This is a genomic window from uncultured Sphingomonas sp., from assembly GCF_913062585.1.
Lineage (GTDB): Bacteria > Pseudomonadota > Alphaproteobacteria > Sphingomonadales > Sphingomonadaceae > Sphingomonas.
On sequence record NZ_CAJXWX010000001.1, the window covers coordinates 357938 to 379476 of the forward strand.

The following is a 21539-nucleotide window of genomic DNA, read 5'->3' on the forward strand; positions in this document are numbered from 1 at the left end:
CTATGGGGTGGGCCATGCTGATCCTGGGACTGGAATCCTCGTGCGACGAGACGGCCGCCGCGCTCGTCACCGATGACGGCCGCGTGCTGGCGCATCGTCTGCTGGGGCAAGAGGCGGCGCACGCGCCATTCGGCGGCGTCGTCCCCGAAATCGCCGCGCGCGCGCATGTCGAGGCGATGGAGCCGCTGGTCGCCGCCGCCTTTGCCGATGCGGGCGTGACGCTGGCCGATGTCGACGCCATCGCCGCGACGGCGGGGCCCGGGCTGATCGGCGGGGTGATGGTCGGGCTCGTCACCGGCAAGGCGCTCGCCCATGCGGCGGGCAAGCCGCTGATCGCGGTCAACCATCTGGAAGGCCATGCCCTGTCGCCGCGTCTGTCGGATCGCGAGCTGGCCTATCCCTATCTGCTGCTGCTGGTCTCCGGCGGGCATTGCCAGCTGCTGCTGGTCGAGGGGGTCGGGCGCTATCGCCGGATGGCGACGACGATCGACGATGCGGCGGGCGAGGCGTTCGACAAGACCGCCAAGCTGCTCGGCCTGGGCTATCCCGGCGGGCCGCGCGTCGAGGCGGCGGCGCGGGACGGCGATCCTTATGCGGTGCCACTGCCCCGCCCGCTGAAGGGCGCGGCCGAGCCGCATTTCTCCTTCGCGGGCCTGAAGTCGGCGGTGGCGCGCGCGGTCGGCCATCACCGGTCCGAGGACATTGCCGCCTCCTTCCAGCAGGCGGTGGTCGACTGTCTGCTCGACCGCACCCGCCGTGCGCTGGCGGAGGTGCCGCCGGTGACGGCTTTGGTCGTCGCGGGCGGTGTCGCGGCTAATGGCGTGATCCGGGGCGCGCTGGAGGCGCTCGCCGCCGAGCACGGCCTGCGCTTCGTCGCGCCGCCGCTGTGGCTGTGCACGGACAATGCCGCGATGATCGCCTGGGCGGGCATCGAGCGGTTCCGCGAGGGGCTGACCGATCCGCTCGATACGCCAGCGCGGGCGCGCTGGCCGCTCGACCCGGCGGCGGAGGCCGTGCGCGGCGCGGGGGTGAAGGCATGAGGATCGGGGTGATCGGTGCGGGCGCCTGGGGCACCGCGCTGGCGCAGGTGGCGGCCTATGGCGACCGGCCGGTGCGAATCTGGGCGCGCGACCCGGCGGTGGCCGAGGCGATCAACACTACCCATGCCAACCCCCTCTATCTGCCGAACATCGCGCTGTCGCCCGCCATCGAGGCGGTGAGCGATCCGGCGGCGATGGCCGAGATGGATGCGCTGCTGGTCGTGACGCCTGCGCAAGCGGTGGGTGCGGTGCTGGCGACGATGCCGGTGGGGACCAAGCCGCTGGTCCTGTGCTCCAAGGGGATCGAGGCGGGGACGCGGCGGCTGGTCGGCGAAGTCGCGCGCGCGATCCATCCGGACGCGCCGATCGCGGTGCTGTCGGGCCCGACCTTCGCGCATGAGGTGGCGGCGGGGCTGCCGACGGCGGTGACGCTGGCCTGCGAGGATGCGGGCTTGCGCAAGAGCCTGTCCGCGCGGATCGCCGCGCCGCATTTCCGGCCCTATGCCACCGACGACGTCACGGGCGCGGAGATTGGCGGCGCGATCAAGAACGTGCTCGCCATCGGTTGCGGCGTGGTCGAGGGCGCGGGGCTGGGCCAGAATGCACGTGCGGCGCTGATCGCGCGCGGCTTTGCGGAGATGACGCGCTTCGGCCTCGCACGCGGCGGCCGGGCGGAGACGCTGGCGGGTCTGTCGGGGCTGGGCGATCTGGTACTGACCTGTTCCTCGACCGCGTCGCGCAATTTCTCGCTGGGCGTCGGGCTGGGGCAGGGGCGGTCGGCGGCGGAATTGCTGGCTGATCGGCGGACGGTGGCCGAGGGGGCGTTCACCGCGCCGGTGCTGCGCCAGGCGGCGGCCGAGGCGGGGGTCGATATGCCGGTGTGCGAGGCGGTGTGCCGCTTGCTGGATGGTGCGGCGGTGGGCGAGGTGATCGGGGCCTTGCTGGCGCGGCCGCTCAAGGCGGAAGGACACTAACCCCTCCCCCCGTTCCGCGACCTTTCCCCCTTTCAGCCTGAGCGAAGTCGAAGGCCAAGGGGATCCGGCTGCAAAGATGCCCTCTTGGCAGCCGTGACAGCGTGGCCTTCGACTTCGCTCAGGCTGAACGGAGGGTGGGGAGGGGCGCCGGGATTACCGCAACACCTGTCGCGCCAGCGCCCCGCAGGCCGCATTCTGCGCCCGGGGCCCGGTGTCGCCGGTGATCGCCCGGCCGATCGATTTGAAGATATTGCCGACCGACTTCACCTGTTTCGGGATGACCAAATCGGGCTTCTCCAGCGTCCCCCCGACCGTCGCCGCACCGTCCAGCCGCAGCGTCGCGCCCTGTTTCGGCGCGCCGGTCAGCCGCAGCGCCAGCCTTTCGTCGGGAAAACTCACGGTCCCCGTCCCGTCCAGCCGACTGCGCGAGGTATCGAGGATCAGCGGATCGGCACGGCCCGTGCCGCCGCGCATGGCCACGCCCACCACCAGGCAGCGCAAAGTCGCCCGGCCGCTATCGCCCATGAAGGCCGCGCCCGCATCGAAGCCCAGCGCCACCGCATAGCGATCGGGCAGCGTCCCATTGGCAACGACCAGCCCGATGCGCCCGTTCGACCGCCCGACGGCCGCGCGCACCGTCTCGCCGGTGCCGATCAGCCTGGCCCGCGCCGCCACCCGGCCGGTGATCCGCGTCTCGCCCGACAGCGACAGCACGCTCGCCCCGCCCAGCCGCAGGTCGAGCGACAGGGTCGGCACTTTCGCGCCGCCGCGCTGGTCGATTACCGCCTGCCCCGTGACCGCCCCTTCGCGCAGGGCCAGCCGGATGTTGCCGATGGTCAGCCGCTGATGATCCATCGTCATCCGCCCCGACAGGCCGGTGATGGTCGAGGGCCCTTGCGCGCTCACCACCTGTCCGACCCGGAAGCGGATCGTGCCATCGGTCGTGTCGATCTTGCCGATGTCGATCCGGGTGTTGGGCACCAAGCGGGATCCTATCCGCCGTTCGAGCGCGGCAGCCTCGGCGCGGCCCTGCGCCGAGGACAGGTCATCGAAATCGAGCTGGCGCGCGGTCACATCACCGTCCAGCAGGGTGCGCCCGTCCTTCTTGTCGACGGTCAGCCGCCCGGCCAGATCGGAGCGGCCGATGCGCCCCTTCAGGTCGGTGATCGTCCAGCGGGTCGGATCGTGGCGGACATGCGCGGTCAGGTCGACGGGGCGCGTCTGGAACAGCCCGGCCTCGATCACCGCGTCGATCCGCTTCAGGTCGTCGGCCTGGGCGCTCAGGTCCAGCGTCATCGCATCGGTGTCGAGCGGCCGGTCCATCATGCCGACCGCCTTCATGGTCAGCCGGTCGCCCGTGATCGTCGCCGTGAAGGGCCAAGGGCCGGGCTTCACGGTAGCGCCCGTAAAGGCGATGCGGACGGGCGCGCCGCGTATCCTGCCCTCGCCCTCGGCCCGCACGCCGCGATCCGGGTCGGCGGCGACGCGCATCACCGCCTCGCGATCCTCCTTGGCGTCGCGGTAGCTGACGACGCCGTCGGTCACGGTCAGGCCCTGGAGATCGGTCGAACTGCCGCCCTGCTCGGGTGCGCCGGGGCGCGACCAGTTGGTGCGGCCCTGCTTGTCACGGACCATGGCCAGGCGCAGGCCGGAGACGCGGATGTCCTCGGGCACGAAGGTGCCGCGCAGCAGCGGCCAGACCGAGAAGCGGATGTCCGCGCGTGCGATGCGGGCGAAATCACCGCTGCCCGCCCAATCGGCCTGGGGAATGCGCAGGCCCTCGACCGCGATGGTCGGGTGGAAGCCGATGCCGTCGACCCGGTGGACCGACCCGATCGTCACCGGCCGCCCGAACCGCTCGGTCGCCTCGCGCACCACCGCGCCGCGCAGCACGCCCCAGGGAAAGACCGCCAGAACCAGCACGAGCAGCAACGGCAGCCCGATCAGAAGCCCCGCCACGATGCGCGCCCGGCGCGGCCATCCCTTCACCTGTATCATGAATGGGCGACGCGCGACCCTGGCTATCGTTCCGCCTGCGTCAGGACCGCCGCGCACGATTATTGCCCCGGGGGCCGCCGCGCCCTAGATAGTGGGCCATGGCCATCAGGAGCGTCCGGCGTTGATCCTCATCCTTCAGATCCTCAAAATCCTTCTCGATGTCGTCTGGTGGATCATCATCGTGCAGGCGATCCTGTCCTGGCTGATCGCCTTCAACGTCATCAACACGTCGAACGATTTCATCCGTTCGGTCTGGTATGCGCTGCAGAAGATGACCGATCCGCTCTATCGCCCGATCCGGCGCATCCTGCCCGATTTCGGCGCGCTCGACCTGTCGCCCATGGTCGTGCTGCTGGCCGTCATCATCCTGGACAAGGTCCTCGACACCGCGATCGCCAATGCCGTGTACGGGGGCGCGGTCGTCGCCGGCTGATGCCCGCCTGGGGTCCCTGCGATGACGGGATCCGGATCGCGGTCCGGGTCACGCCGCGCGGCGGCCGCGATGCGCTGACCGCCGGGACGGAGGACCACTTTGCCGCGCGCCTGTCCGCCCCGCCCGTCGACGGCGCGGCCAATGCGGCGCTGTTGCCGCTAGTCGCGAAGCATTTCGGCGTGCCCAAGCGGGCTGTGACGATCGTTGCGGGCGAAACCGCACGATTGAAGCGCCTGCATATCGCCGGCGACCCGCACATACTGGCGCGCATCGCGCAGGCGCTTTATGGCGGTGCACCATGACCCCAAAGACCTTCAGCGCCACGATCATCGACGGCAAGGCGTTCGCCGCCGGCCTCCGCACCCGCATCGCCACCCAGGTTGCGACCTTCCGCGAACAGGCAGGCCGCGCGCCGGGCCTGGCGGTCGTACTGGTCGGCGAGGACCCCGCCTCCAGCGTCTATGTCCGCTCCAAGGGCAAGGCGACGCGCGAGGCGGGCATGGAGAGCATCGAGCATCGCCTGCCCGCCGATACCGACCAGGCAACGCTGCTGGCACTCGTCGAGCAGCTCAACGCCGATCCGACCGTCGACGGCATCCTCGTCCAGCTGCCGCTGCCGGGCCAGATCGACGCGCAGGCGGTGATCCAGGCGATCGACCCGGACAAGGATGTCGACGGCTTCCACCCCGTCAACGCCGGACGGCTCGCGACGGGCAGCGAGGGCTTCGTGCCCTGCACCCCGCTCGGCTGCCTGATGCTGCTGAAGAGCATCCACCCCAGCCTGTCGGGCATGGACGCCGTCGTCGTCGGCCGCTCCAACATCGTCGGCAAGCCGATGGCGCAGCTGCTGCTCGGCGAGAGCTGCACCGTGACCGTGGCGCACAGCCGCACCCGCAACCTGGCCGAGGTGGTCGGCCGCGCCGATATCGTCGTCGCGGCGGTGGGCGTGCCCGGCCTGGTCAAGGGCGAGTGGATCAAGCCGGGCGCCAGCGTCATCGACGTCGGCATCAACCGCACCGAGACCGGCCTGGTCGGCGATGTCGAATATGACGCGGCGGCGACGCGTGCGGGTGCGATCACGCCGGTGCCGGGCGGCGTCGGGCCGATGACGATCGCGGTCCTGCTGCGCAACACGCTCGTCTCGGCGGGGCGGCGCGAGGGCGTCGCGATCGACCAGACGGCGCTGTAAGGCGGTGCTCGAACTCTATATCTCCTCGCTGATCACCTTCTTCGTAGTGATCGACCCGCCGGGCTGCGCGCCGATCTATGCGGGCCTCTCGGCGGGCGCGACGCCGCAGCATCGCCGGGCGATGGCGATCCGCGCGGTCATGGTCGCCTCGGTCATCCTGTTCGTCTTCGCGCTGTTCGGCGAGGCGTTGCTGCACGGCCTGGGCATCGAGATGGCGGCGTTCCGCATCGCGGGCGGCATCATGCTGTTCCTGATCGCGCTGGAGATGGTGTTCGAGAAGCGCACCCAGCGGCGCGAGGACCGCGCGGCCAAGGTCGCCGACGATCCGCACGAGGCGGAGGACGTCTCGATCTTCCCCATGGCGATGCCAATGATCGCGGGGCCCGGCTCGATCGCGACCGTCATGCTGTTGATGAGCCGCAATTCGGGGCTCCAGGCCTCGATCGTGGTGCTGGCGGCGATGGTGACGATCCTGGCGCTGACCCTGGCGGCGTTGCTGGCGGCGGGGCCGCTGATGCGGCTGCTGGGCGCGAAAATCGAGGCGGTGATCACCCGCGTGCTGGGCGTGCTGCTCGCCGCGCTGGCGGTGCAGTTCGTGATCGACGGCGTGACGGTCAGCCTGCGCTGATCCCACGCCGCCGAAGCGATCCCGTCCATCCGGGAAAATCCCGGATGCCGTCGCGTTCCGACACGGCTAGGACAGCGGGCGATGATCTCCGCGCTTCCCCCGGGCTTCGGCCGCGTTTCGGCCTGGCGGAGGGGCTTGCCGACCCGGCGGGACGGGGCGGCCTTGCTGCTCTATGCGGTCGGTTTTGCCGTCGCGCACCGCATGGCCGCGATGTGGGGCGGCAGCGGCTTCTATTCGCTGTGGTTCCCCGCCGCCGGGTTGCGGCTTGCCTTGCTCTGGCGGTCGGGCGCGCGGCTGACGCCGATGATTGCCCTGGTCGAGGTGCTGGTCGACCTGATCCAGTTTCCCACGCTGCTCGATGCCGCGCCCTGGCCGGTCGTGCTGTGGGGGATCGTCCGTCCCGTCCTGGCGTACGGCGCGACGGTGGCGGCGATCCGCTGGCTGGCCGCCCGGCGCCGTGCCGGGCTGTTCGCCGCGCCGATGCCGTTCGGCCTGGCCTGTGTCCTCGCGCCGCTGGCGGCGGCCCTCGCCTCGGTCCCGCAGGCGCTGACCAGTCCGGAGCTGACCGGTGTCGCCAATCGCCACGACGTGATCCTGTCGCTGGCCGCCTTCACGGTCGGCGACCTGCTGGGCGCGCTGTTCGTCGCGCCGCCCTTATTGTGGATCGCCGACCTGATGACCGGGCGGGACCGCTGGCACCGTCCACGCCCCAGCCCGGCCGCACTGGTCGAGGCGGCGCTGGTCCTGGCGCTCGGGTTGGGTCTGACCCAATTATTGAGCGAGGCCGATCTGGGGATTCAGCCCGCGCCGGTGCTGGTCGCCGTCGCCTGGATCGGACTGCGCTTCGGCCGCACCATGGCTTGGGTCGCGCTGCTGATCGTCGTGCTGCTCGTCCTGCCCGACACCGCCGGGGCGATGGACACGCCCGAGCGGCTGCAGCGGCATCTGGCGCTGGCGACCATCGTCGTCGCGGGGTATCTGGCGGGCAGCTTCGCCGATGCGCAAGCCGCCGCGCGCGCCTCGCTGGAGCGGCGCGACCGGCTGTTGTTCCAGGCCGAGCGGCTGAAGACGCTGCGCGCCATGTCGGTGGCGATCATCCATGAGATCAGCCAGCCGCTCTCCACCCTGGCGATCGAGGCACGGCACCTGCGCGCGCTGACCGCGCCGCGCGGCGACGCCATTGCCGATGGCGCCGCGCTGATCGACCGCAAGGCGGAGCATCTCGCCACCCTGATCCGCCGGTTGCGCCGCTTCGGCGGTCACGCGTTGGACGAGCCCCAGCCGCTGGCGCTCGCCACGCTGGTCGAGATGGTCGCGGGGCTGGCGCGGGGCGAGGCGCGCGAGGCGGGGGTGACGCTGACCGTTGCGCCGGTCGATCCCGGCTGGACCGTGATGGCGCAGGAGGTGGAGCTGGCACAGGCGGTGATGAACCTGGTCCGCAACGCGATCCAGGCGGTGCAGGCCGCCCCAGACTCGGGCCTCGGCCCAACCACCGTGTCGCTCTCCGTCACCGCATCCGGCGACCGCGCCGTGATCCGTGTCGTCAACCCCGCGCCCCGCGACCGAGCGGGGCCGAAGGATGGCGGCATGGGCATCGGCACCCATGTCGCACGCGCCATCGTCGAGGCGCATGGCGGCGTCCTGACCCGCGAGCGGCGCGAGGATGCGCTGGTCCACGCCACCCTGTCGCTGCCCCTGATCGAGTCCCGCTGATGCCCCACCGCCTGCCCGTTCCCGAACCCGCCGCACCCGGCACCGTCCATGTCCTGGACGACGATAGCGACCTGGCGGCGGCGGTGGCGCGGATGCTGGGGCGGCGGGGTTTCGTCGTCCGCGCCTTCGACGATCCGGCCGCGCTCCTCGCCGCCTATCCGGGCGAGGCGGCCCATGCGGTGGTCAGCGACGTGATGATGGGCGACTGGCACGGGTTCGGCTTTGCCGAACGGCTGCGCGCGCTCGACCGGCATGTCGCGATCCTGTTCATGACCGCCTGGCCCAGTGCGGCGGATGCCGTCGATGCGGTGCGACGGCATGGCGGCATCGACTATCTCGACAAGCCGATCGACGAGGATCGGCTCTGCGCCTCGCTGGGGGAGGGGATCGCCTGGTCGACCGCCGCGCGCGCCGCCGCCATAAGGCTGGGCGATCTGTCGCCGCGCGAACGCCAGGTGTTCGACCTGATGGTCCAGGGTCATGGCAACAAGGCGATGGCCGGGCTGCTCGGCCTGTCGCCCAAGACGATCGAGGACCACCGCGCCGCCGTATTCCACAAGACCCGGACGCAGAGCGTGGCCCAGCTGATCGCCCTGTCGCGCTGACGGCCGGGAGCCTGAATCGGGCCAGCGGCGTTGATGCCGTCCCATCTGTCGGAGATCGCCCGTGAAGCCCCTTGGCGCCCTGTCGCTTGGCATCCTGTTCCTGCCGCTGGCCGCCTGTGGGGGCGGGGGCACGTCGCGCAATGATTCGTCCGCGACGTCGGTGTCGACGAACGACTCCGGCACGGCGATGGCCGAAACGAACACGGCCGCGTCCGCACCGTCCAAGCCGCGGGTTTCGGCCGCTCCCGAAGGAATATTGTCCTGCTCGACCGAGCGTGGCCAAGCGGCGGCGCAGAAGCTGGTAAAGACCTGCACCTCGGTCTCGCCCGCCACCCACCCGCCATGCAACGCGGCCAATAGCTGCGCGATCATCGAGGACGAGATCGCCCGGAGCTGTGCGCTGATCGGCGACGCGGCGGCGAGCACGCCCGGCTGCGCGGTCGATCCCAAAAGCGATGCGGCGGCGGCGGCCGTGGTGCGACGTTATTATTCGGCGATCAACGCACACGACTATGCCACCGCCTGGACGCAATGGGGACCGGACGGCCGCCCGGGCCAGCGATTCGCCGATTTTCAGAAGGGCTTTGCCGACACCCGTGCGACCCGCGTGACGATCGGTCCGATGCCGCCCAGCGAAGGGGCGGCGGGCTCCATCTATGCGACGATCCCCGTAACCGTCGACGCACAGCTGAACGACGGGCGGCAGCAGCGCTTTGCCGGGCAATATGTGGTGCGGCGGGTCAACGACGTGCCGGGTGCGAGCGCGGACCAGCTGCGCTGGCATATCGACTCGGCGACGCTGAAGCCGGTGGCGGGATAGTCCCAAAGCGTGGTTCAGCCTGAGCACAGTCGAAATGGACGCCGTGCGATTGGGGTGCCGGAGTCCCTTGGCCTTCGACTTCGCTCAGGCCGAGCGGAGTAGGGGAGCATATCCCAACCTCCGCTCGCACTGAGCGAAGTCGAAGTGCACGCTCCGCCGTCCGCCTAGATCGGATGCCCTTCGGTATCGCGCAGCACCTCGCGCCGGCCGACATGGTCCGGTCGCCCGACGATGCCGTCGGTCTCCATCCGCTCGATCAGCCGCGCCGCCGAGTTGTAGCCGATGCGCAACTGACGCTGGAGCCAGGAGGTGGAGGCCTTCTGACTCTCGCACACCAGCTGGATCGCCGCGCGATATTGTTGGTCCTCGGCCGAATCCTCGCCCGTGGGCGCACCGTCGAGCGCGAAGCTTTCCGCCGGTTCCTCGGTGACGGAGGAGATATAATCGGGCTGTCCCTGCGACCGCCAGTGATCGGCCACCCGGTGCACCTCGTCGTCCGAGACGAAGGGGCCATGGACGCGCACGATGCCCTTGCCGCCGGGCATGTAAAGCATGTCGCCGCGCCCCAGCAACTGCTCGGCGCCCTGCTCGCCCAGGATGGTGCGGCTGTCGATCTTGGAGGTGACGTGGAAGCTGATGCGTGTCGGCAAATTCGCCTTGATGACGCCGGTGATGACGTCGACCGACGGGCGCTGCGTCGCCATGATCAGGTGGATGCCCGCCGCACGCGCCTTTTGCGCCAGCCGCTGGATCAGGAATTCGACTTCCTTGCCCGCCGTCATCATCAGGTCGGCCAGCTCGTCGACGATCACGACGATCTGGGGCAGCGGTTCGTATTCGAGCTTTTCCTCCTCATAGACCGGCTGGCCGGTCTCGGGATGATAACCCGTCTGGACCTTGCGGCCGAGCGGCTGGCCCTTGGCCTTGGCCGCGCGGACCTTGTCGTTGAAGCTGGCGAGACTGCGCACGCCGACCGAGGACATCTGGCGGTACCGGTCCTCCATCGTCTCGACCGCCCATTTCAGCGCGCGGACCGCCTTGGCCGGATCGGTGACCACCGGCGACAACAGGTGCGGAATGTCGTCATACATCGACAGTTCGAGCATCTTGGGGTCGATCATGATCATCCGGCACTGCTCGGGCGTCAGGCGATAGAGCAGCGACAGGATCATGCCGTTGAGGCCGACCGACTTACCCGAGCCGGTGGTCCCCGCGACCAGCAGGTGCGGCATGGGCGCCAGGTCGGCGACGACGGGATCGCCCGCGATATTCTTGCCCAGGATGATCGGCAGCTGCGCGGCCTGGTCGGCAAAGCTCTGCGACGCGGCGAGTTCGTACAGCGACACCATCTCGCGCTTGGCGTTGGGCAGTTCGATGCCGATGACGTTGCGCCCCGGAATCACCGCGACGCGCGCCGAGATCGCCGACATGTTGCGCGCGATATCGTCGGCCAGCGCGATGACGCGGTTGGCCTTGATGCCGGGCGCAGGCTCCAGTTCGTACATGGTGACGACCGGGCCGGGGCGGACCTCGACGATCGCACCCTGGACGCGGAAATCGTCGAGTACATTCTCCAGCAGGCGCGCATTGCGCTCCAGCCCCGCCTTGTCGATCGTGCCCGCGGGCGTCGGCGGCGCAGGCGTCAGCAGGTCGAGGCTGGGCAGCTGGTACGGCGCGTCGCGGTCGGCCGCCGCCTTGGGCCGGGCGGGCGCGGGGGCGATCTGGCGGTCGGCGATGACGGGGGCGGGGCGTTCCTCGCGCACCGGCACCGCCTTGCGCGCCAGGGTCAGCGGCTCCTCATCCTCCTCGTCTTCGACATACAGCGCCTCATCCTCGTCGTCCCAGGGCAGCGCCTCGCCATCCTCGGCATCGGCGCGGCGGCGGCGCAGGCGGGCCAGGCCGCGCTCGGCGATGTCGAGTTCCAGGCTGCGGCCCCAGATCAGCGCGCCGCCTACGCCCAGGCCCAGCCCGATCGCCGCCGAGCCCCAGGTGACGACCGCCGCCTGGCCGGTAAAGCCCAGTACCCAGCGGACGAAATTCACGACCGACAGGCCGATCACCCCGCCCCAACCGGCGGGCAGCGCCAGTACCGCCGAGTCGGATACGAAGGACAGCGCGCAGGCCATCATCGCGACGCCGATCACCGCCTGGCGCAGCATCCGCACCCAGCGCCCGGCCGGGCGGTCGCGCCACAGCCGGGTGCCGATGATCGGCCCGATCGGCAGGATCAGCGCGACGGCGGGCCCGAACAGGGTCAGCGCGATATCGGCGATCCAGGCGCCGGGATGGCCCATCCAGTTGGCCGGCGCCGTGCCCGAGGCGGTGTTGAGCGCCGGATCGCTCGCCCGGTAGCTGGCGAGCGCCAATACCAGCATCAGCGTTGCGGCGAACAGGACGAGCGCGGCGACCAGCGCCCCGCTGCGCACCGCGCCCGCCTTCACCGTCTCGCGCCATAAAACCGGCTGCGCGCGGCTGGCCATGGGTCTTGTCCTTCAGGAATATCGTAGAAAACCGGGAAAATTCCCAGGAAATATCATCCCCTCTGGCGGTTCCTACGTCAAGGCGCGGGGGCCATCCCCGCATTGTTCGGCGGCCCGGGAAGGTCTAGGAGCATGGGCATGAATAGCGACGTCATCATCCTCGGCGGCGGCCTGGTCGGCGCGACTCTGGGTGTCGGTCTGGCCGCGCATGGCCTGTCTTCGATCATCGTCGATCCCGCCGATCCGGCGGTGGTCCTGGCCCCCGGCTTCGACGGGCGCGCCTCGGCGGTCGCCTCGGCCAGCTGGCGGATGCTCGACGCGATCGGCATCGGCGCGAAGCTGGCGGGCAAGGGCTGCGAGATTCGGCATATCCGGGTCAGCGACGGGCTGGAGCCGGGCAAGCTCGACTTCATCCCCGACGCCGATGACGGCGCGCTGGGCACGATGTTCGAGAACAAGCTGCTCCGCCGTGCGATCCACGAAGCGGCGAACGAGGCCGCACTGATCGACCTCAGGATGCAGACGCGCGCGATTTCGGTCGAGCGGGGTCCTGCGGGCGTCACCGCGACCTTGAGCGACGGCTCCACCGTCCGCGCGCCGCTGCTGGTCGCAGCGGAAGGCCGCCAGTCGCCGACGCGCGACGCCGCCGGGATCAAGGTCGCGCGCTGGTCCTACGACCATAAGGCGATCATCAGCGCCTTCCACCACGAAGTCCCGCACGAGAATATCGCGTTCGAGATCTTCTATCCCAGCGGCCCCTTCGCCCTCCTCCCGCTGCCCGATGACGAGATCGGGCACCGCTCGGCGATCGTCTGGTCGGTCTCGGGGCGGGACGGCGATGCCATGCTGAAACTGTCTGACCGCGCCTTCCTGGCCGAGGCTGAGAAGAGCATGGGCGGATTCCTGGGCACGCTGTCCCATGTAAGCCCGCGCTCCGCCTATCCGCTGGGCTTCCACCGCGCCGCGACGATGACGGCTGAGCGGCTGGTGCTGGTCGGCGATTCGGCGCATGGTATCCACCCGATCGCGGGCCAGGGTGTGAACCTGGGCTACCGAGACGTTGCCGCACTGGTCGAGGTGCTTGTCGAGGGCAAGCGGACCGGCATGGACCTGGGCGATGCCGCCTTGCTCCAGCGTTATCAGCAGTGGCGCGGGCTCGACACGCTGATGGTGTCGGTGGCGACCGACGGCTTCAACCGCATCTTCAGCGTGCCCGGCAAGACCGCCAGCGCCATCCGGCGGCTGGGCATCAGCGCGATCGACCATATCCCGCCGCTGAAGAACCGCTTCATGGCCGAGGCGCGCGGCGAGACCGGGCAGCTGCCCCGCCTGTTGCAAGGCGTGATGGTGTAACCGATCAGGAGCGATTCGATGCGGCACGAGATCATTCCCTGCCTCCGGTACGAGGATGCCCCGCGCGTCATCGAATTTCTCTGCACCGCCTTCGGTTTCGCGCGGCAGGCGGTCTTTGCCGATCCCGACGATCCGGCCATCATCCATCATGCCCAACTGGTGTGGCGGGACCGCATGGTGATGGTGTCGAGCGCGTTGTTCACGCCCCATGCCGCCGTCGCGGGATCGAAGACCCCGAGCCAGGCGGGCGGCGTGACGATGGACCTGTATCTGGTCGTCGCCGATGTCGACGCCCATGCCGACCAAGCACGCGCCGCCGGTGCGACGATCATCGCCGAGCCCGAGGACAAGCCTTACGGCGGGCGCGGCTATGCCGTGCGGGATCCGGAAGGCCATGTCTGGAGTTTCGGCAGCTATGATCCCTGGGCCTGACCATCCCACCCGACCCGTCCGCCACCCGATCCGCGACCGCCGCCAGACCGGCGTAGCCCGTGGCATGGCCGCCGCGCTGGCGGTCGTGCTGTTGACCCTGCTGGTCAGCTGGAGCCTGGGCCATCCCCTGTCCGCGACCGACCGGGTGCTGCGCGCCGTGGCGGCGGCGACGGTCGCCGCTTTGTGGCTGGCGGCGGCGATCGGCCATGTCGCAGCCCTGCGCTTCGACTCGCCCGCCGATATCGACGGGGCGGCGAGCGGCAGTCCCGATTCGCCGCGAGTCGCGGTTGGCAATGCGGTGCTGCGCAATACGCTGGAACAGGTGGTGCTGGCGATCCCGGCCTATCTGGCGCTCGCCTGGGTGGTCGAGGGGTCGGGGGTGATAATCCCAGCGCTGGCGGCGTTGTTTTCGGTGGGGCGGACGCTGTTCTGGACAAGTTACGCGCGCGGTGCGGCGGCACGGGCGTTCGGGTTTGCGCTGACCTTTTATTCGAGCGTGGCGGCGCTGGTCATCGTGCTGGTGGCGTTGGTCGGCAGACTCATCTGACTAACCCACCCTCCATTCCGCCTGAGCGAAGTCGAAGGCCACGGGAAACCTTCGCGGTGAGCGCGGAACGTGCACTTCGACTTCGCTCAGTGCGAACGGAGGTTGGGGGCAGAGTGGGAATCAGATTTCCCGCGCTTCCTCGACCAGCATCACCGGCACGCCGTCCCGGATCGGATAGGCCAGCCCCGCCGCCTCCGACACCAGTTCCTGGGCAGCCTCGTCGTAGCGCAACGGCGTCCGCGTGACCGGGCACACCAGCCGTTCCAACAACCACGGGTCCAGGCTCATTGCAGCGTCACCCGATCCTCGCCGTCATGGCGACCGAAAAATTGCATCAGCTGGATGATCAGTTCCGCCCGCTGCTCCAGGTCCGCCGCCTCCAGCAGCGCCTGTTTCGCCGCTACGTCGAAGGGCGCGATCTGGGCGATGCCGTTGACCAGGCTTTCGTCATCCAGCCGCCCGACCGCGTCCCAGTCGACGGCATAGCCCTGCAACTCGGCGAAGCGGCGCGATTCCTGCTCCAACGAGGCGCGGCGACCCAGCGACAACAAATCCTCGTCCACCACCGGCAGCAGTTCCGCCTCGACCTGGCGGAAGGGCGTCGTCACCTCCAGCTCGCGGACGATGCGGAACAGCGACACGCCCTCGAGCACCAGGTTGTAGCGGCCATCCTCCATCGCCTCGACCTCGGCGATGCGGCCGACACAGCCCATCTGGTAGAGGCTGGGCGTATCGCCCTCGCCCGAGGGCTGGACCATGCCGATCCGCCGATCGCGCGCCATCGCGTCGGAGACGAGCGCCCGGTAGCGCGGCTCGAAGATGTGCAGCGGCAAGGGCATCCCCGGAAAGAGGATCGCACCCGCCAGCGGAAAGATCGAGAGCCGCGCCATGGGGCGTTATCCGAACAGGATGGCGGACAGGCGCCGCCGCTGCTGCGACACCCAGGGATCGGTCATGCCGACGACCTCGAACAGCTTGAGCAGCTGCTGGCGTGCGGCATCCTCGTTCCAGCTGCGATCGGCCGCGACGATGTGGAGCAGATTGTCCGCCGCCCCGTCCCGGTCGCCCGCTGCCATCTGCGCATTGGCCAGGGCGAAGCGCTTTTCGTGATCGTCGGGGTTTGCCGCGACCTCGGCCGCCAGACCGGCATAGTCCGCCGCAGGCGGAGCGGACCGCGCCAGCGTCACGGCCGCGATCGCGCGGTGGATGGCGGGGTCGTTGGCCAGGCCCTGGGGCAGTGCCTCGGTTGCGGCTTCCGCTTCCTCGATCCGACCCGCACCCAGCAGCGCGCGGATATGGCCCGACAGCACGGCCGGATGCTCGGGTGCCATGTCGAGCAGCTGCTGGAAGATCGACACCGCACGCTCGGCGTCACCGGCCTCCAGCACTTCCTCGCCCATCGTGATCAGCGGTTCCAGCTCGGCCGCCGCGTCCGTCGCCTCCGACTGGATCGGCAACTGCTTGAGCAGCTGGTCCAGCGTCGCGCGCAGCGCGCTTTCGGTGCGCGCGCTGGTCAGGTCGGCGACCAGCTGCCCCTGGAACATCGCATAGACGGTCGGGATCGAGCGGATCTGGAATTGGTTGGCGATGAACTGGTTCTTGTCGGTGTCGATCTTGGCCAGCACGACGCCCTTGTCGGCATAGGCCTCCGCCACCTTCTCCAGCGTCGGGCCCAGCGCCTTGCACGGCCCGCACCATTCCGCCCAGAAGTCGAGGATGACCAGCTTGGTCATCGACGGCTCGACGACATCGCGGCGGAAGGCGGTGACGGCTTCCTTGTCGGCGGGCGACATTCCCAACGTGGCCAAAAGACGCTCCTTTACGTGTTGCTCGGCCCTATGTGGGCGAAGGGGTGCGCGAATGAAAGGTGGCGGCGTAAATCAGCCGTTCAGCCGCGCGATCGTGCGGTCGCGCCCGATCAGCGGCAGCAGCGCGGCCATGTCCGGCCCCTGTGCGCGGCCGGTCAGCGCCAGACGTAGCGGCAGGAAGAGCGTCTTGCCCTTGCGCCCCGTCGCCTCCTTCAGCGCGGCGGTCAGTGCGTGCCATGGGTCGCTGCTCCAGTCGATCTGGCCTGCGACCTCGGCGGCCTCCGCCAGATAGGCGCGGTCCTCCTCGGCGGGTTCGGGCGCCTCGACCGGCCCCTCGATCACCTGCCACCAGTCGGCGGCCTCGGCGACGGTGTTGAGGTTGGGCCGCACCGCCTCCCATTCCGCTTCGCCCATGCCGGTCGGCAGCCGGTCGGCGACCGCCGCATAGGGCGTCTGGTGGAGGATACGCGCGTTCAACTGCGCCAGCTCGCCCTCGTCGAAGCGCGCAGGCGCACGGCCGAAGCGCGTGAAATCGAACCCGGCGATCAGCGGGGCCATATCGGCGACCGGCTCGACCGGGTCGCTGGTCCCGATCCGCGCGAGGAGCGCCCGCACCGCCTGCGGCTCGATGCCGATTTCGCGAAAGTGATCGACGCCCAGCGAGCCGAGTCGCTTGGACAGCTTGCCCTCATTGCCGGTCAGGAGCGCGGCATGGGCGAAGCGCGGCAGTTCGGCCCCCAGCGCCTGGAACATCTGAATCTGGAGCGCGGTGTTGGAAACATGATCCTCGCCACGCACCACCTGGGTCACGCCCATGTCGATATCGTCGATGACCGAGGGGAGCATGTAGAGCCATGTCCCGTCGGCACGGCGGATCACCGGATCGCTCATCGTCGCGGGATCGAAGCGCTGGGGCCCGCGCACCGCATCGTCCCATTCGATCGCCGCGCCGTGGTCGAGCTTGAACCGCCAGTGCGGGCGAACACCCTCACCCTCCAGCTTGGCGCGATCCGCGTCGGTCAGGGCGAGTGCCGCACGGTCATAGACCGGCGGCAGGCCACGCCCGAGCTGGATCTTGCGCTTCAGGTCGAGTTCCTGCGCACTCTCATAGGCGGGGTACACATGGCCCCCGGCGACCAGCTCGGCGAACCGCGCCTCGTACAGCGCAAAACGCTCGGACTGGCGCACCTCGGCATCGGGGTTCAGCCCCAGCCAGGCCAGATCCGCCTGGATCGCCGCGACATAGCGTTCCTCACTCCGCTCGGCATCGGTGTCGTCGATGCGCAGCAGGAAGCGCCCGCCGGTGCTCTGTGCATACATCCAGTTGTGCAGCGCGGTGCGGATATTGCCGACATGCAGCCGCCCGGTGGGCGAGGGAGCGAAACGGGTCACGGTCATGGTGCCTGCCCATAATCGGGGAATCACCTTTGCGCTATTGTGACAGCGCGATTAAAGGGGCCGCGACCACGAGCTGTCTGCGGGGACGGGTACGACCATGAAATTGATGACCGGCAATTCCAACCTGCCGCTGGCGAAGGCGATCTCCTCCTATCTGGAGGTGCCGCTGACGGAAGCGCTGGTGCGCCGTTTCGCCGATGAGGAAATCTTCGTCGAGATTCAGGAGAATGTGCGCGGCGAGGACGTGTTCGTGATCCAGTCGACCGGCTATCCGGTCAACGACAACCTCATGGAACTGCTGATCATGATCGACGCGCTGAAGCGTGCGTCGGCCAGCCGCATCACCGCCGTCATCCCCTATTTCGGCTATGCGCGTCAGGACCGAAAGCCGGGACCGCGCACGCCGATCTCGGCCAAGCTGGTCGCCAATCTGATCACCGTCGCGGGCGCCGACCGCGTCCTGTCGGTCGACCTCCATGCCGGTCAGATCCAGGGCTTCTTCGATATCCCGACCGACAATCTCTATGCCGCGCCGGTCATGTCGGCGGACATCTTGGCGCGCTTCAAGAACGACAACCTCATGGTCGTCTCGCCCGACGTGGGCGGCGTGGTCCGCGCGCGCCAGCTCGCCAAGCGCCTCAACAACGCGCCGCTCGCCATCGTCGACAAGCGTCGCGAGCGCGCCGGCGAGTCGGAGGTGATGAACATCATCGGCGACGTCGAGGGGCGCTTCTGCATCCTGATCGACGACATCGTCGACTCGGCGGGCACGCTGTGCAACGCCGCCGCTGCGCTGCGCCAGGCGGGGGCCGAGGACGTGGTCGCCTATGTCACCCACGGCGTGCTGTCGGGCGGTGCGGTGGCGCGAGTCGATGGCTCGGAACTGCGCGAGCTGGTCATCACCGACTCGATCGGCAACCACGAGTCGATCGGCACCACGGGCAAAATCCGCCACTTGCCGATCGCGCCGCTGCTTGGCGAGGCGATCAAGCGCATCGCGGACGAAACGAGCGTGTCGAGCCTGTTCGATTGATGCTATCAGGCGAAGGTCGGATACGGCCTTCGCCACTCGCCAGGCCGCCGTAGGAGTTCGGTGCGCATGGCCCTGTTTCCTAAGATCGAAAGCCCCTGTCCCTATCCGGGCGATCTGGATGACATCGTGTCGGCGGGCAAATGCACGCTGTGCGACAAGGTCGTGCACGATCTGACGGCGATGACGGACGAGGCGCGGCGGCACTTGGTCGAGTCGCACAAGGGCGATCTCTGTGTTCGCTACACGGTATTACGCCCCGCGCTGGCGGCGATGGCCCTGGGGTTGAGCGCTACGGCTGCGATGGCGGTGGAACGTCCGCCCGCAACGCATCGGCAGACAGGGGGCAAAGCGGTCAAGGCGCATGCGAAGCCGTTACCGGCTCCGCCGGTCGTACCGATCATCCTTGCGGGTGCGCCCGTGGCTCTGCCTGTTGAACGGGACGCTGACGCTGCGGCACCGCAGCCGGATACCCAGTGGATCGAGGAGCGCCCAGCGCAATCCGCGCCACGCAATCCTTGAGGGCGGGAAAGGCCCTCAGCGATTCCCCAAACCGACGATATGCTCGAACACGGCCGGATGCAGCGGCTTGGAGAAGGCGCAGCCATATTTGAACCGGTCGCGCCACGCGATCACCGCCTCCAGCGGGGCGAGGCCCGGCACCGTCAGCCAGACGATCGTGCCCGGCCATAGCGTGAAGCTGGTTTCGGCGCGGAAACCCTCTGGCGACAGGTCGACCACGTCGATCTCGAAGCGCGTCTGCTCCTTGTCGCGCAGATGCGCGCGCATCCGCACCGCATGGCGCATCGAGCGGCGGAGGTCCTGGCCGGCGACCGGCTCGAATGGCGGTGTGAAGACCGGTTTATCCATAGCGCACCCCCTGTATCCCAGAGAAGGTTACTTTTCCTCCAACGCCTCTTGCTCTTCCCGAACGCCGGCCGGGCGACGGACCCCGGCATGCGCGCGACGCTTCAACTCGGCCTTCAGCGCTTCGGGTCGGGGCGCGACCAGGAAGCCGAAGCTGACCGTACCATGCTTGGTCTCGACCACATGGTGCAGCCGGTGCGCCTGGATGATCCGCTTCATGTAATCCGACTTGGGCAGGTACCGACTCGGCAGGCGCCGATGGACGATAACATCATGAAAGCCAAAATAAATGGCGCCGTATGCGGCGATCCCCGCGCCGATCCAGGTAAAGCCGCTCCACCAGCCCAGCTGCGCGCCGCCCAGGATCATCACGAAGGACGGCACCGCGAAGATCGCCGCATACAGGTCGTTCAGCTCCCAGTTGCCGGTGCGCGGGCGGTGATGGCTTTCGTGCAGGAACCAGCCCGGCCCATGCATGATCCAGCGATGCGCCGCATAGGCGAATCCCTCCATGAAGATCACGGTGCCGAGGAACAGGAGAATGCCGAAAGCCCAATGCATGACGGCGTCATAACGCATATGCGATGATTTTGCTCGCGATTCCCTTCATCGCTGTCATCGCACGACTCGACGAGCGATAAATCGCATTTGCGATGCATTTGCATTAAAGGTGTTTCGGGCTGGATTTGTCCGCCCGCCTGTGCTTTAGCCGCAACCAATTTCCCTAGAACCACCCGAGAGGCGGAAGGCTAGCGCATGAACATCCACGAATATCAGGCCAAGGAATTGCTCGCCAAGTTCGGCGTGCCCGTCCCCGCCGGCTTCGCCGCGATGACCGTCGAGGAGGCCGTCGAGGCGTCGTCCAAGCTCCCCGGACCGCTCTACGTCGTCAAGGCGCAGATCCATGCGGGCGGCCGCGGCAAGGGCAAGTTCAAGGAACTCGGCCCCGACGCCAAGGGCGGTGTCCGCCTGGCCAAGACCGCTGAGGAAGTCCGCGCTGCCGCCACCGACATGCTGGGCAACACGCTGGTCACCATCCAGACCGGCGAAGCGGGCAAGCAGGTCAACCGCCTGTACGTGACCGATGGCGTCGACATCGCCAAGGAATTCTACCTCGCGCTGCTCGTCAACCGCGCGACCGGCCGTGTCTCGATGGTCGCTTCGACCGAAGGCGGCATGGACATCGAGACCGTGGCGCATGACACGCCCGAGAAGATCCACTCGATCGACATCGACACCGCGACCGGCTTCATGCCGCATCACGGCCGCGCCGTCGCCGCCGCGCTGGATCTGACCGGCGACCTCGCCAAGCAGGCCGCGAACGTCGCGTCGAAGCTGTACGCCGCCTTCCTGGGCACCGATGCCGAGCAGATCGAGATCAATCCGCTCGCCGTCACCGAGGACGGCAAGCTGATGGTCCTCGACGCCAAGGTCGGCTTCGACGGCAACGCCATGTTCCGTCACAAGGACCTGATGGAACTGCGCGACACCACCGAAGAGGACGCGATGGAGCTGGAGGCGTCGAAGTACGACCTGGCCTACATCAAGCTCGACGGTGACATCGGCTGCATGGTCAACGGCGCCGGCCTCGCCATGGCGACGATGGACATCATCAAGCTGAACGGCATGTTCCCGGCCAACTTCCTCGACGTCGGCGGCGGCGCGAACAAGGAGAAGGTCACCGCGGCGTTCAAGATCATCCTGAGCGATCCCGCCGTGAAGGGCATCCTGGTCAACATCTTCGGCGGCATCATGCGCTGCGACATCATCGCCGACGGCATCGTCGCGGCGGCGAAGGAAGTGAACCTGCAGGTTCCGCTGGTCGTCCGCCTCGAGGGCACGAATGTCGAGAAGGGCAAGGAAATCCTCGCCAATTCGGGTCTCGCCATCGTCCCCGCCAACGATCTGGGCGACGCCGCCAAGAAGATCGTCGCCGAGGTTCAGAAGGTCGCCTAAACCGCACCTTCGGCCCTGACGGACCGATAGAAGGGGCTCGGGCGGAAACGTCCGGGCCCCTTTCTCGTTGGTCCGGTTGAACTCTTGCGATGCGATCGCAACGCCGCCAAAGACGGCGGCATGATAGGCTATCCAGCCGGGAAGGAACCGCGATGAAGATCGTCGTGCCCGTGAAGCGGGTGTTGGATTACAATGTGAAGCCGCGGGTGAAGGCGGACGGGACGGGCGTCGATCTGGCGAACGTGAAGATGTCGATGAACCCGTTCGA

General features: G+C 68.7%; 23 protein-coding genes and 1 pseudogene. 16 read left to right on the top strand and 8 right to left on the bottom strand.

Annotated features, from left to right (window positions below; genetic code table 11):
* Nucleotides 1-14 precede the first annotated feature (14 nt).
* Both tsaD and QZ546_RS01660 read left to right on the top strand, forming a co-directional pair.
* Entirely contained in the window at nt 15-1040 is a 1026-nt protein-coding gene (gene tsaD, locus QZ546_RS01655; RefSeq protein ID WP_294233631.1) for a tRNA (adenosine(37)-N6)-threonylcarbamoyltransferase complex transferase subunit TsaD, read from the top strand.
* On the top strand, nt 1037-2014 hold the full coding sequence (locus QZ546_RS01660) for an NAD(P)H-dependent glycerol-3-phosphate dehydrogenase (protein WP_294233634.1): 978 nt from the start codon (nt 1037-1039) through the stop codon (nt 2012-2014). The genes tsaD and QZ546_RS01660 overlap by 4 nt, the downstream gene beginning before the upstream one ends.
* A 153-nt stretch (nt 2015-2167) precedes the next feature.
* On the opposite strand, the gene QZ546_RS01665 is transcribed toward QZ546_RS01660, so the two are convergent.
* On the bottom strand, nt 2168-4003 hold the full coding sequence (locus tag QZ546_RS01665; RefSeq protein ID WP_294233636.1) for an AsmA family protein: 1836 nt from the start codon (nt 4001-4003) through the stop codon (nt 2168-2170).
* Between the two features lie 130 nt (nt 4004-4133).
* On the opposite strand from QZ546_RS01665, the gene QZ546_RS01670 reads away from it, so the two are divergent.
* From QZ546_RS01670 to QZ546_RS01700, 7 genes are all read left to right on the top strand, one after another.
* Nucleotides 4134-4445, top strand: coding sequence for a YggT family protein (locus tag QZ546_RS01670; protein WP_294233639.1), 312 nt, complete (start codon nt 4134-4136; stop codon nt 4443-4445).
* Nucleotides 4445-4747: a DUF167 family protein gene (locus tag QZ546_RS01675; RefSeq protein ID WP_294233641.1), complete on the top strand. Its 303-nt coding sequence runs from the start codon at nt 4445-4447 to the stop codon at nt 4745-4747. The genes QZ546_RS01670 and QZ546_RS01675 overlap by 1 nt, the downstream gene beginning before the upstream one ends.
* Nucleotides 4744-5634, top strand: a complete 891-nt coding sequence (folD, locus tag QZ546_RS01680; protein WP_294233644.1) for a bifunctional methylenetetrahydrofolate dehydrogenase/methenyltetrahydrofolate cyclohydrolase FolD — start codon at nt 4744-4746, stop codon at nt 5632-5634. Before QZ546_RS01675 ends, folD begins: the two co-directional genes overlap by 4 nt.
* A 4-nt stretch (nt 5635-5638) precedes the next feature.
* Nucleotides 5639-6262 (top strand): MarC family protein, encoded by a 624-nt coding sequence (locus tag QZ546_RS01685; protein ID WP_294233647.1) that lies wholly within the window; start codon nt 5639-5641, stop codon nt 6260-6262.
* 135 nt (nt 6263-6397) lie between these two features.
* Entirely contained in the window at nt 6398-7975 is a 1578-nt protein-coding gene (locus tag QZ546_RS01690; protein WP_294233649.1) for an MASE1 domain-containing protein, read from the top strand.
* Nucleotides 7975-8580 carry a response regulator gene (locus QZ546_RS01695; protein ID WP_294233653.1) on the top strand — a complete coding sequence of 202 codons (606 nt, stop codon included), beginning with the start codon at nt 7975-7977 and terminating at the stop codon, nt 8578-8580. The genes QZ546_RS01690 and QZ546_RS01695 overlap by 1 nt, the downstream gene beginning before the upstream one ends.
* Before the next feature lie 61 nt (nt 8581-8641).
* Entirely contained in the window at nt 8642-9400 is a 759-nt protein-coding gene (locus tag QZ546_RS01700; RefSeq protein WP_294233656.1) for a hypothetical protein, read from the top strand.
* Nucleotides 9401-9564: 164 nt separating this feature from the next.
* Here the strand turns inward: QZ546_RS01700 and QZ546_RS01705 are convergent, their stop codons facing one another.
* Entirely contained in the window at nt 9565-11880 is a 2316-nt protein-coding gene (locus QZ546_RS01705; protein ID WP_294233659.1) for a DNA translocase FtsK, read from the bottom strand.
* A 138-nt stretch (nt 11881-12018) separates the two neighbouring features.
* Between QZ546_RS01705 and QZ546_RS01710 the strand changes: the two genes are divergently transcribed.
* Genes QZ546_RS01710 through QZ546_RS01720 form a run of 3 tightly spaced genes read left to right on the top strand, consistent with a single transcriptional unit; the run spans nt 12019 to nt 14212 of the window.
* On the top strand, nt 12019-13233 hold the full coding sequence (locus tag QZ546_RS01710) for a UbiH/UbiF/VisC/COQ6 family ubiquinone biosynthesis hydroxylase (RefSeq protein ID WP_294233662.1): 1215 nt from the start codon (nt 12019-12021) through the stop codon (nt 13231-13233).
* Nucleotides 13234-13251: 18 nt separating this feature from the next.
* Nucleotides 13252-13665, top strand: coding sequence for a VOC family protein (locus QZ546_RS01715; RefSeq protein ID WP_294233664.1), 414 nt, complete (start codon nt 13252-13254; stop codon nt 13663-13665).
* The gene (locus tag QZ546_RS01720) at nt 13649-14212 is read left to right on the top strand and encodes an MAPEG family protein (RefSeq protein ID WP_294233668.1); all 564 of its coding nucleotides are present in this window, start codon (nt 13649-13651) and stop codon (nt 14210-14212) included. The genes QZ546_RS01715 and QZ546_RS01720 overlap by 17 nt, the downstream gene beginning before the upstream one ends.
* A gap of 120 nt (nt 14213-14332) precedes the next feature.
* Here the strand turns inward: QZ546_RS01720 and QZ546_RS01725 are convergent, their stop codons facing one another.
* The 4 genes from QZ546_RS01725 to gltX all read right to left on the bottom strand — a co-directional run bounded on the left by QZ546_RS01725 (nt 14333) and on the right by gltX (nt 17418).
* Nucleotides 14333-14500, bottom strand: a complete 168-nt coding sequence (locus QZ546_RS01725) for a Trm112 family protein (RefSeq protein WP_230483936.1) — start codon at nt 14498-14500, stop codon at nt 14333-14335.
* A complete protein-coding gene (locus QZ546_RS01730) occupies nt 14497-15102 on the bottom strand; it encodes an LON peptidase substrate-binding domain-containing protein (protein ID WP_294233675.1) in 606 nt (201 codons plus the stop codon). Before QZ546_RS01730 ends, QZ546_RS01725 begins: the two co-directional genes overlap by 4 nt.
* Nucleotides 15103-15108: 6 nt before the next feature.
* Nucleotides 15109-16005 (bottom strand): tetratricopeptide repeat protein, encoded by an 897-nt coding sequence (locus QZ546_RS01735; protein WP_294233739.1) that lies wholly within the window; start codon nt 16003-16005, stop codon nt 15109-15111.
* An 87-nt stretch (nt 16006-16092) separates the two neighbouring features.
* Nucleotides 16093-17418: a glutamate--tRNA ligase gene (gene gltX, locus QZ546_RS01740; RefSeq protein WP_294233679.1), complete on the bottom strand. Its 1326-nt coding sequence runs from the start codon at nt 17416-17418 to the stop codon at nt 16093-16095.
* Between the two features lie 97 nt (nt 17419-17515).
* On the opposite strand from gltX, the gene QZ546_RS01745 reads away from it, so the two are divergent.
* Both QZ546_RS01745 and QZ546_RS01750 read left to right on the top strand, forming a co-directional pair.
* Nucleotides 17516-18451, top strand: coding sequence for a ribose-phosphate pyrophosphokinase (locus tag QZ546_RS01745; RefSeq protein ID WP_294233682.1), 936 nt, complete (start codon nt 17516-17518; stop codon nt 18449-18451).
* A gap of 66 nt (nt 18452-18517) precedes the next feature.
* On the top strand, nt 18518-18970 hold the full coding sequence (locus QZ546_RS01750; RefSeq protein WP_294233685.1) for a hypothetical protein: 453 nt from the start codon (nt 18518-18520) through the stop codon (nt 18968-18970).
* Between the two features lie 15 nt (nt 18971-18985).
* Here the strand turns inward: QZ546_RS01750 and QZ546_RS01755 are convergent, their stop codons facing one another.
* Together QZ546_RS01755 and QZ546_RS01760 are read right to left on the bottom strand one after the other, a co-directional pair.
* Entirely contained in the window at nt 18986-19318 is a 333-nt protein-coding gene (locus QZ546_RS01755) for a pilus assembly protein PilZ (RefSeq protein ID WP_294233688.1), read from the bottom strand.
* Between the two features lie 27 nt (nt 19319-19345).
* Nucleotides 19346-19894, bottom strand: a complete 549-nt coding sequence (locus QZ546_RS01760) for a sterol desaturase family protein (protein WP_294233689.1) — start codon at nt 19892-19894, stop codon at nt 19346-19348.
* Between the two features lie 177 nt (nt 19895-20071).
* Between QZ546_RS01760 and sucC the strand changes: the two genes are divergently transcribed.
* Nucleotides 20072-21271: an ADP-forming succinate--CoA ligase subunit beta gene (sucC, locus tag QZ546_RS01765; RefSeq protein WP_294233692.1), complete on the top strand. Its 1200-nt coding sequence runs from the start codon at nt 20072-20074 to the stop codon at nt 21269-21271.
* A 152-nt stretch (nt 21272-21423) separates the two neighbouring features.
* Nucleotides 21424-21539, top strand: a pseudogene (locus QZ546_RS01770) (electron transfer flavoprotein subunit beta/FixA family protein); the annotation flags it as partial.

Coding starts and splice junctions, on each gene's coding strand:
- tsaD (WP_294233631.1), top strand. CDS start 15: ATGCTGATCCTGGGACTGGAATCCTCGTGCGACGAGACGGCCGCCGCG.
- QZ546_RS01660 (WP_294233634.1), top strand. CDS start 1,037: ATGAGGATCGGGGTGATCGGTGCGGGCGCCTGGGGCACCGCGCTGGCG.
- QZ546_RS01675 (WP_294233641.1), top strand. CDS start 4,445: ATGCCCGCCTGGGGTCCCTGCGATGACGGGATCCGGATCGCGGTCCGG.
- folD (WP_294233644.1), top strand. CDS start 4,744: ATGACCCCAAAGACCTTCAGCGCCACGATCATCGACGGCAAGGCGTTC.
- QZ546_RS01695 (WP_294233653.1), top strand. CDS start 7,975: ATGCCCCACCGCCTGCCCGTTCCCGAACCCGCCGCACCCGGCACCGTC.
- QZ546_RS01705 (WP_294233659.1), bottom strand. CDS start 11,880: ATGGCCAGCCGCGCGCAGCCGGTTTTATGGCGCGAGACGGTGAAGGCG.
- QZ546_RS01710 (WP_294233662.1), top strand. CDS start 12,019: ATGAATAGCGACGTCATCATCCTCGGCGGCGGCCTGGTCGGCGCGACT.
- QZ546_RS01715 (WP_294233664.1), top strand. CDS start 13,252: ATGCGGCACGAGATCATTCCCTGCCTCCGGTACGAGGATGCCCCGCGC.
- QZ546_RS01720 (WP_294233668.1), top strand. CDS start 13,649: ATGATCCCTGGGCCTGACCATCCCACCCGACCCGTCCGCCACCCGATC.
- QZ546_RS01725 (WP_230483936.1), bottom strand. CDS start 14,500: ATGAGCCTGGACCCGTGGTTGTTGGAACGGCTGGTGTGCCCGGTCACG.
- QZ546_RS01730 (WP_294233675.1), bottom strand. CDS start 15,102: ATGGCGCGGCTCTCGATCTTTCCGCTGGCGGGTGCGATCCTCTTTCCG.
- QZ546_RS01735 (WP_294233739.1), bottom strand. CDS start 16,005: ATGTCGCCCGCCGACAAGGAAGCCGTCACCGCCTTCCGCCGCGATGTC.
- gltX (WP_294233679.1), bottom strand. CDS start 17,418: ATGACCGTGACCCGTTTCGCTCCCTCGCCCACCGGGCGGCTGCATGTC.
- QZ546_RS01745 (WP_294233682.1), top strand. CDS start 17,516: ATGAAATTGATGACCGGCAATTCCAACCTGCCGCTGGCGAAGGCGATC.
- QZ546_RS01750 (WP_294233685.1), top strand. CDS start 18,518: ATGGCCCTGTTTCCTAAGATCGAAAGCCCCTGTCCCTATCCGGGCGAT.
- QZ546_RS01755 (WP_294233688.1), bottom strand. CDS start 19,318: ATGGATAAACCGGTCTTCACACCGCCATTCGAGCCGGTCGCCGGCCAG.
- QZ546_RS01760 (WP_294233689.1), bottom strand. CDS start 19,894: ATGCGTTATGACGCCGTCATGCATTGGGCTTTCGGCATTCTCCTGTTC.
- sucC (WP_294233692.1), top strand. CDS start 20,072: ATGAACATCCACGAATATCAGGCCAAGGAATTGCTCGCCAAGTTCGGC.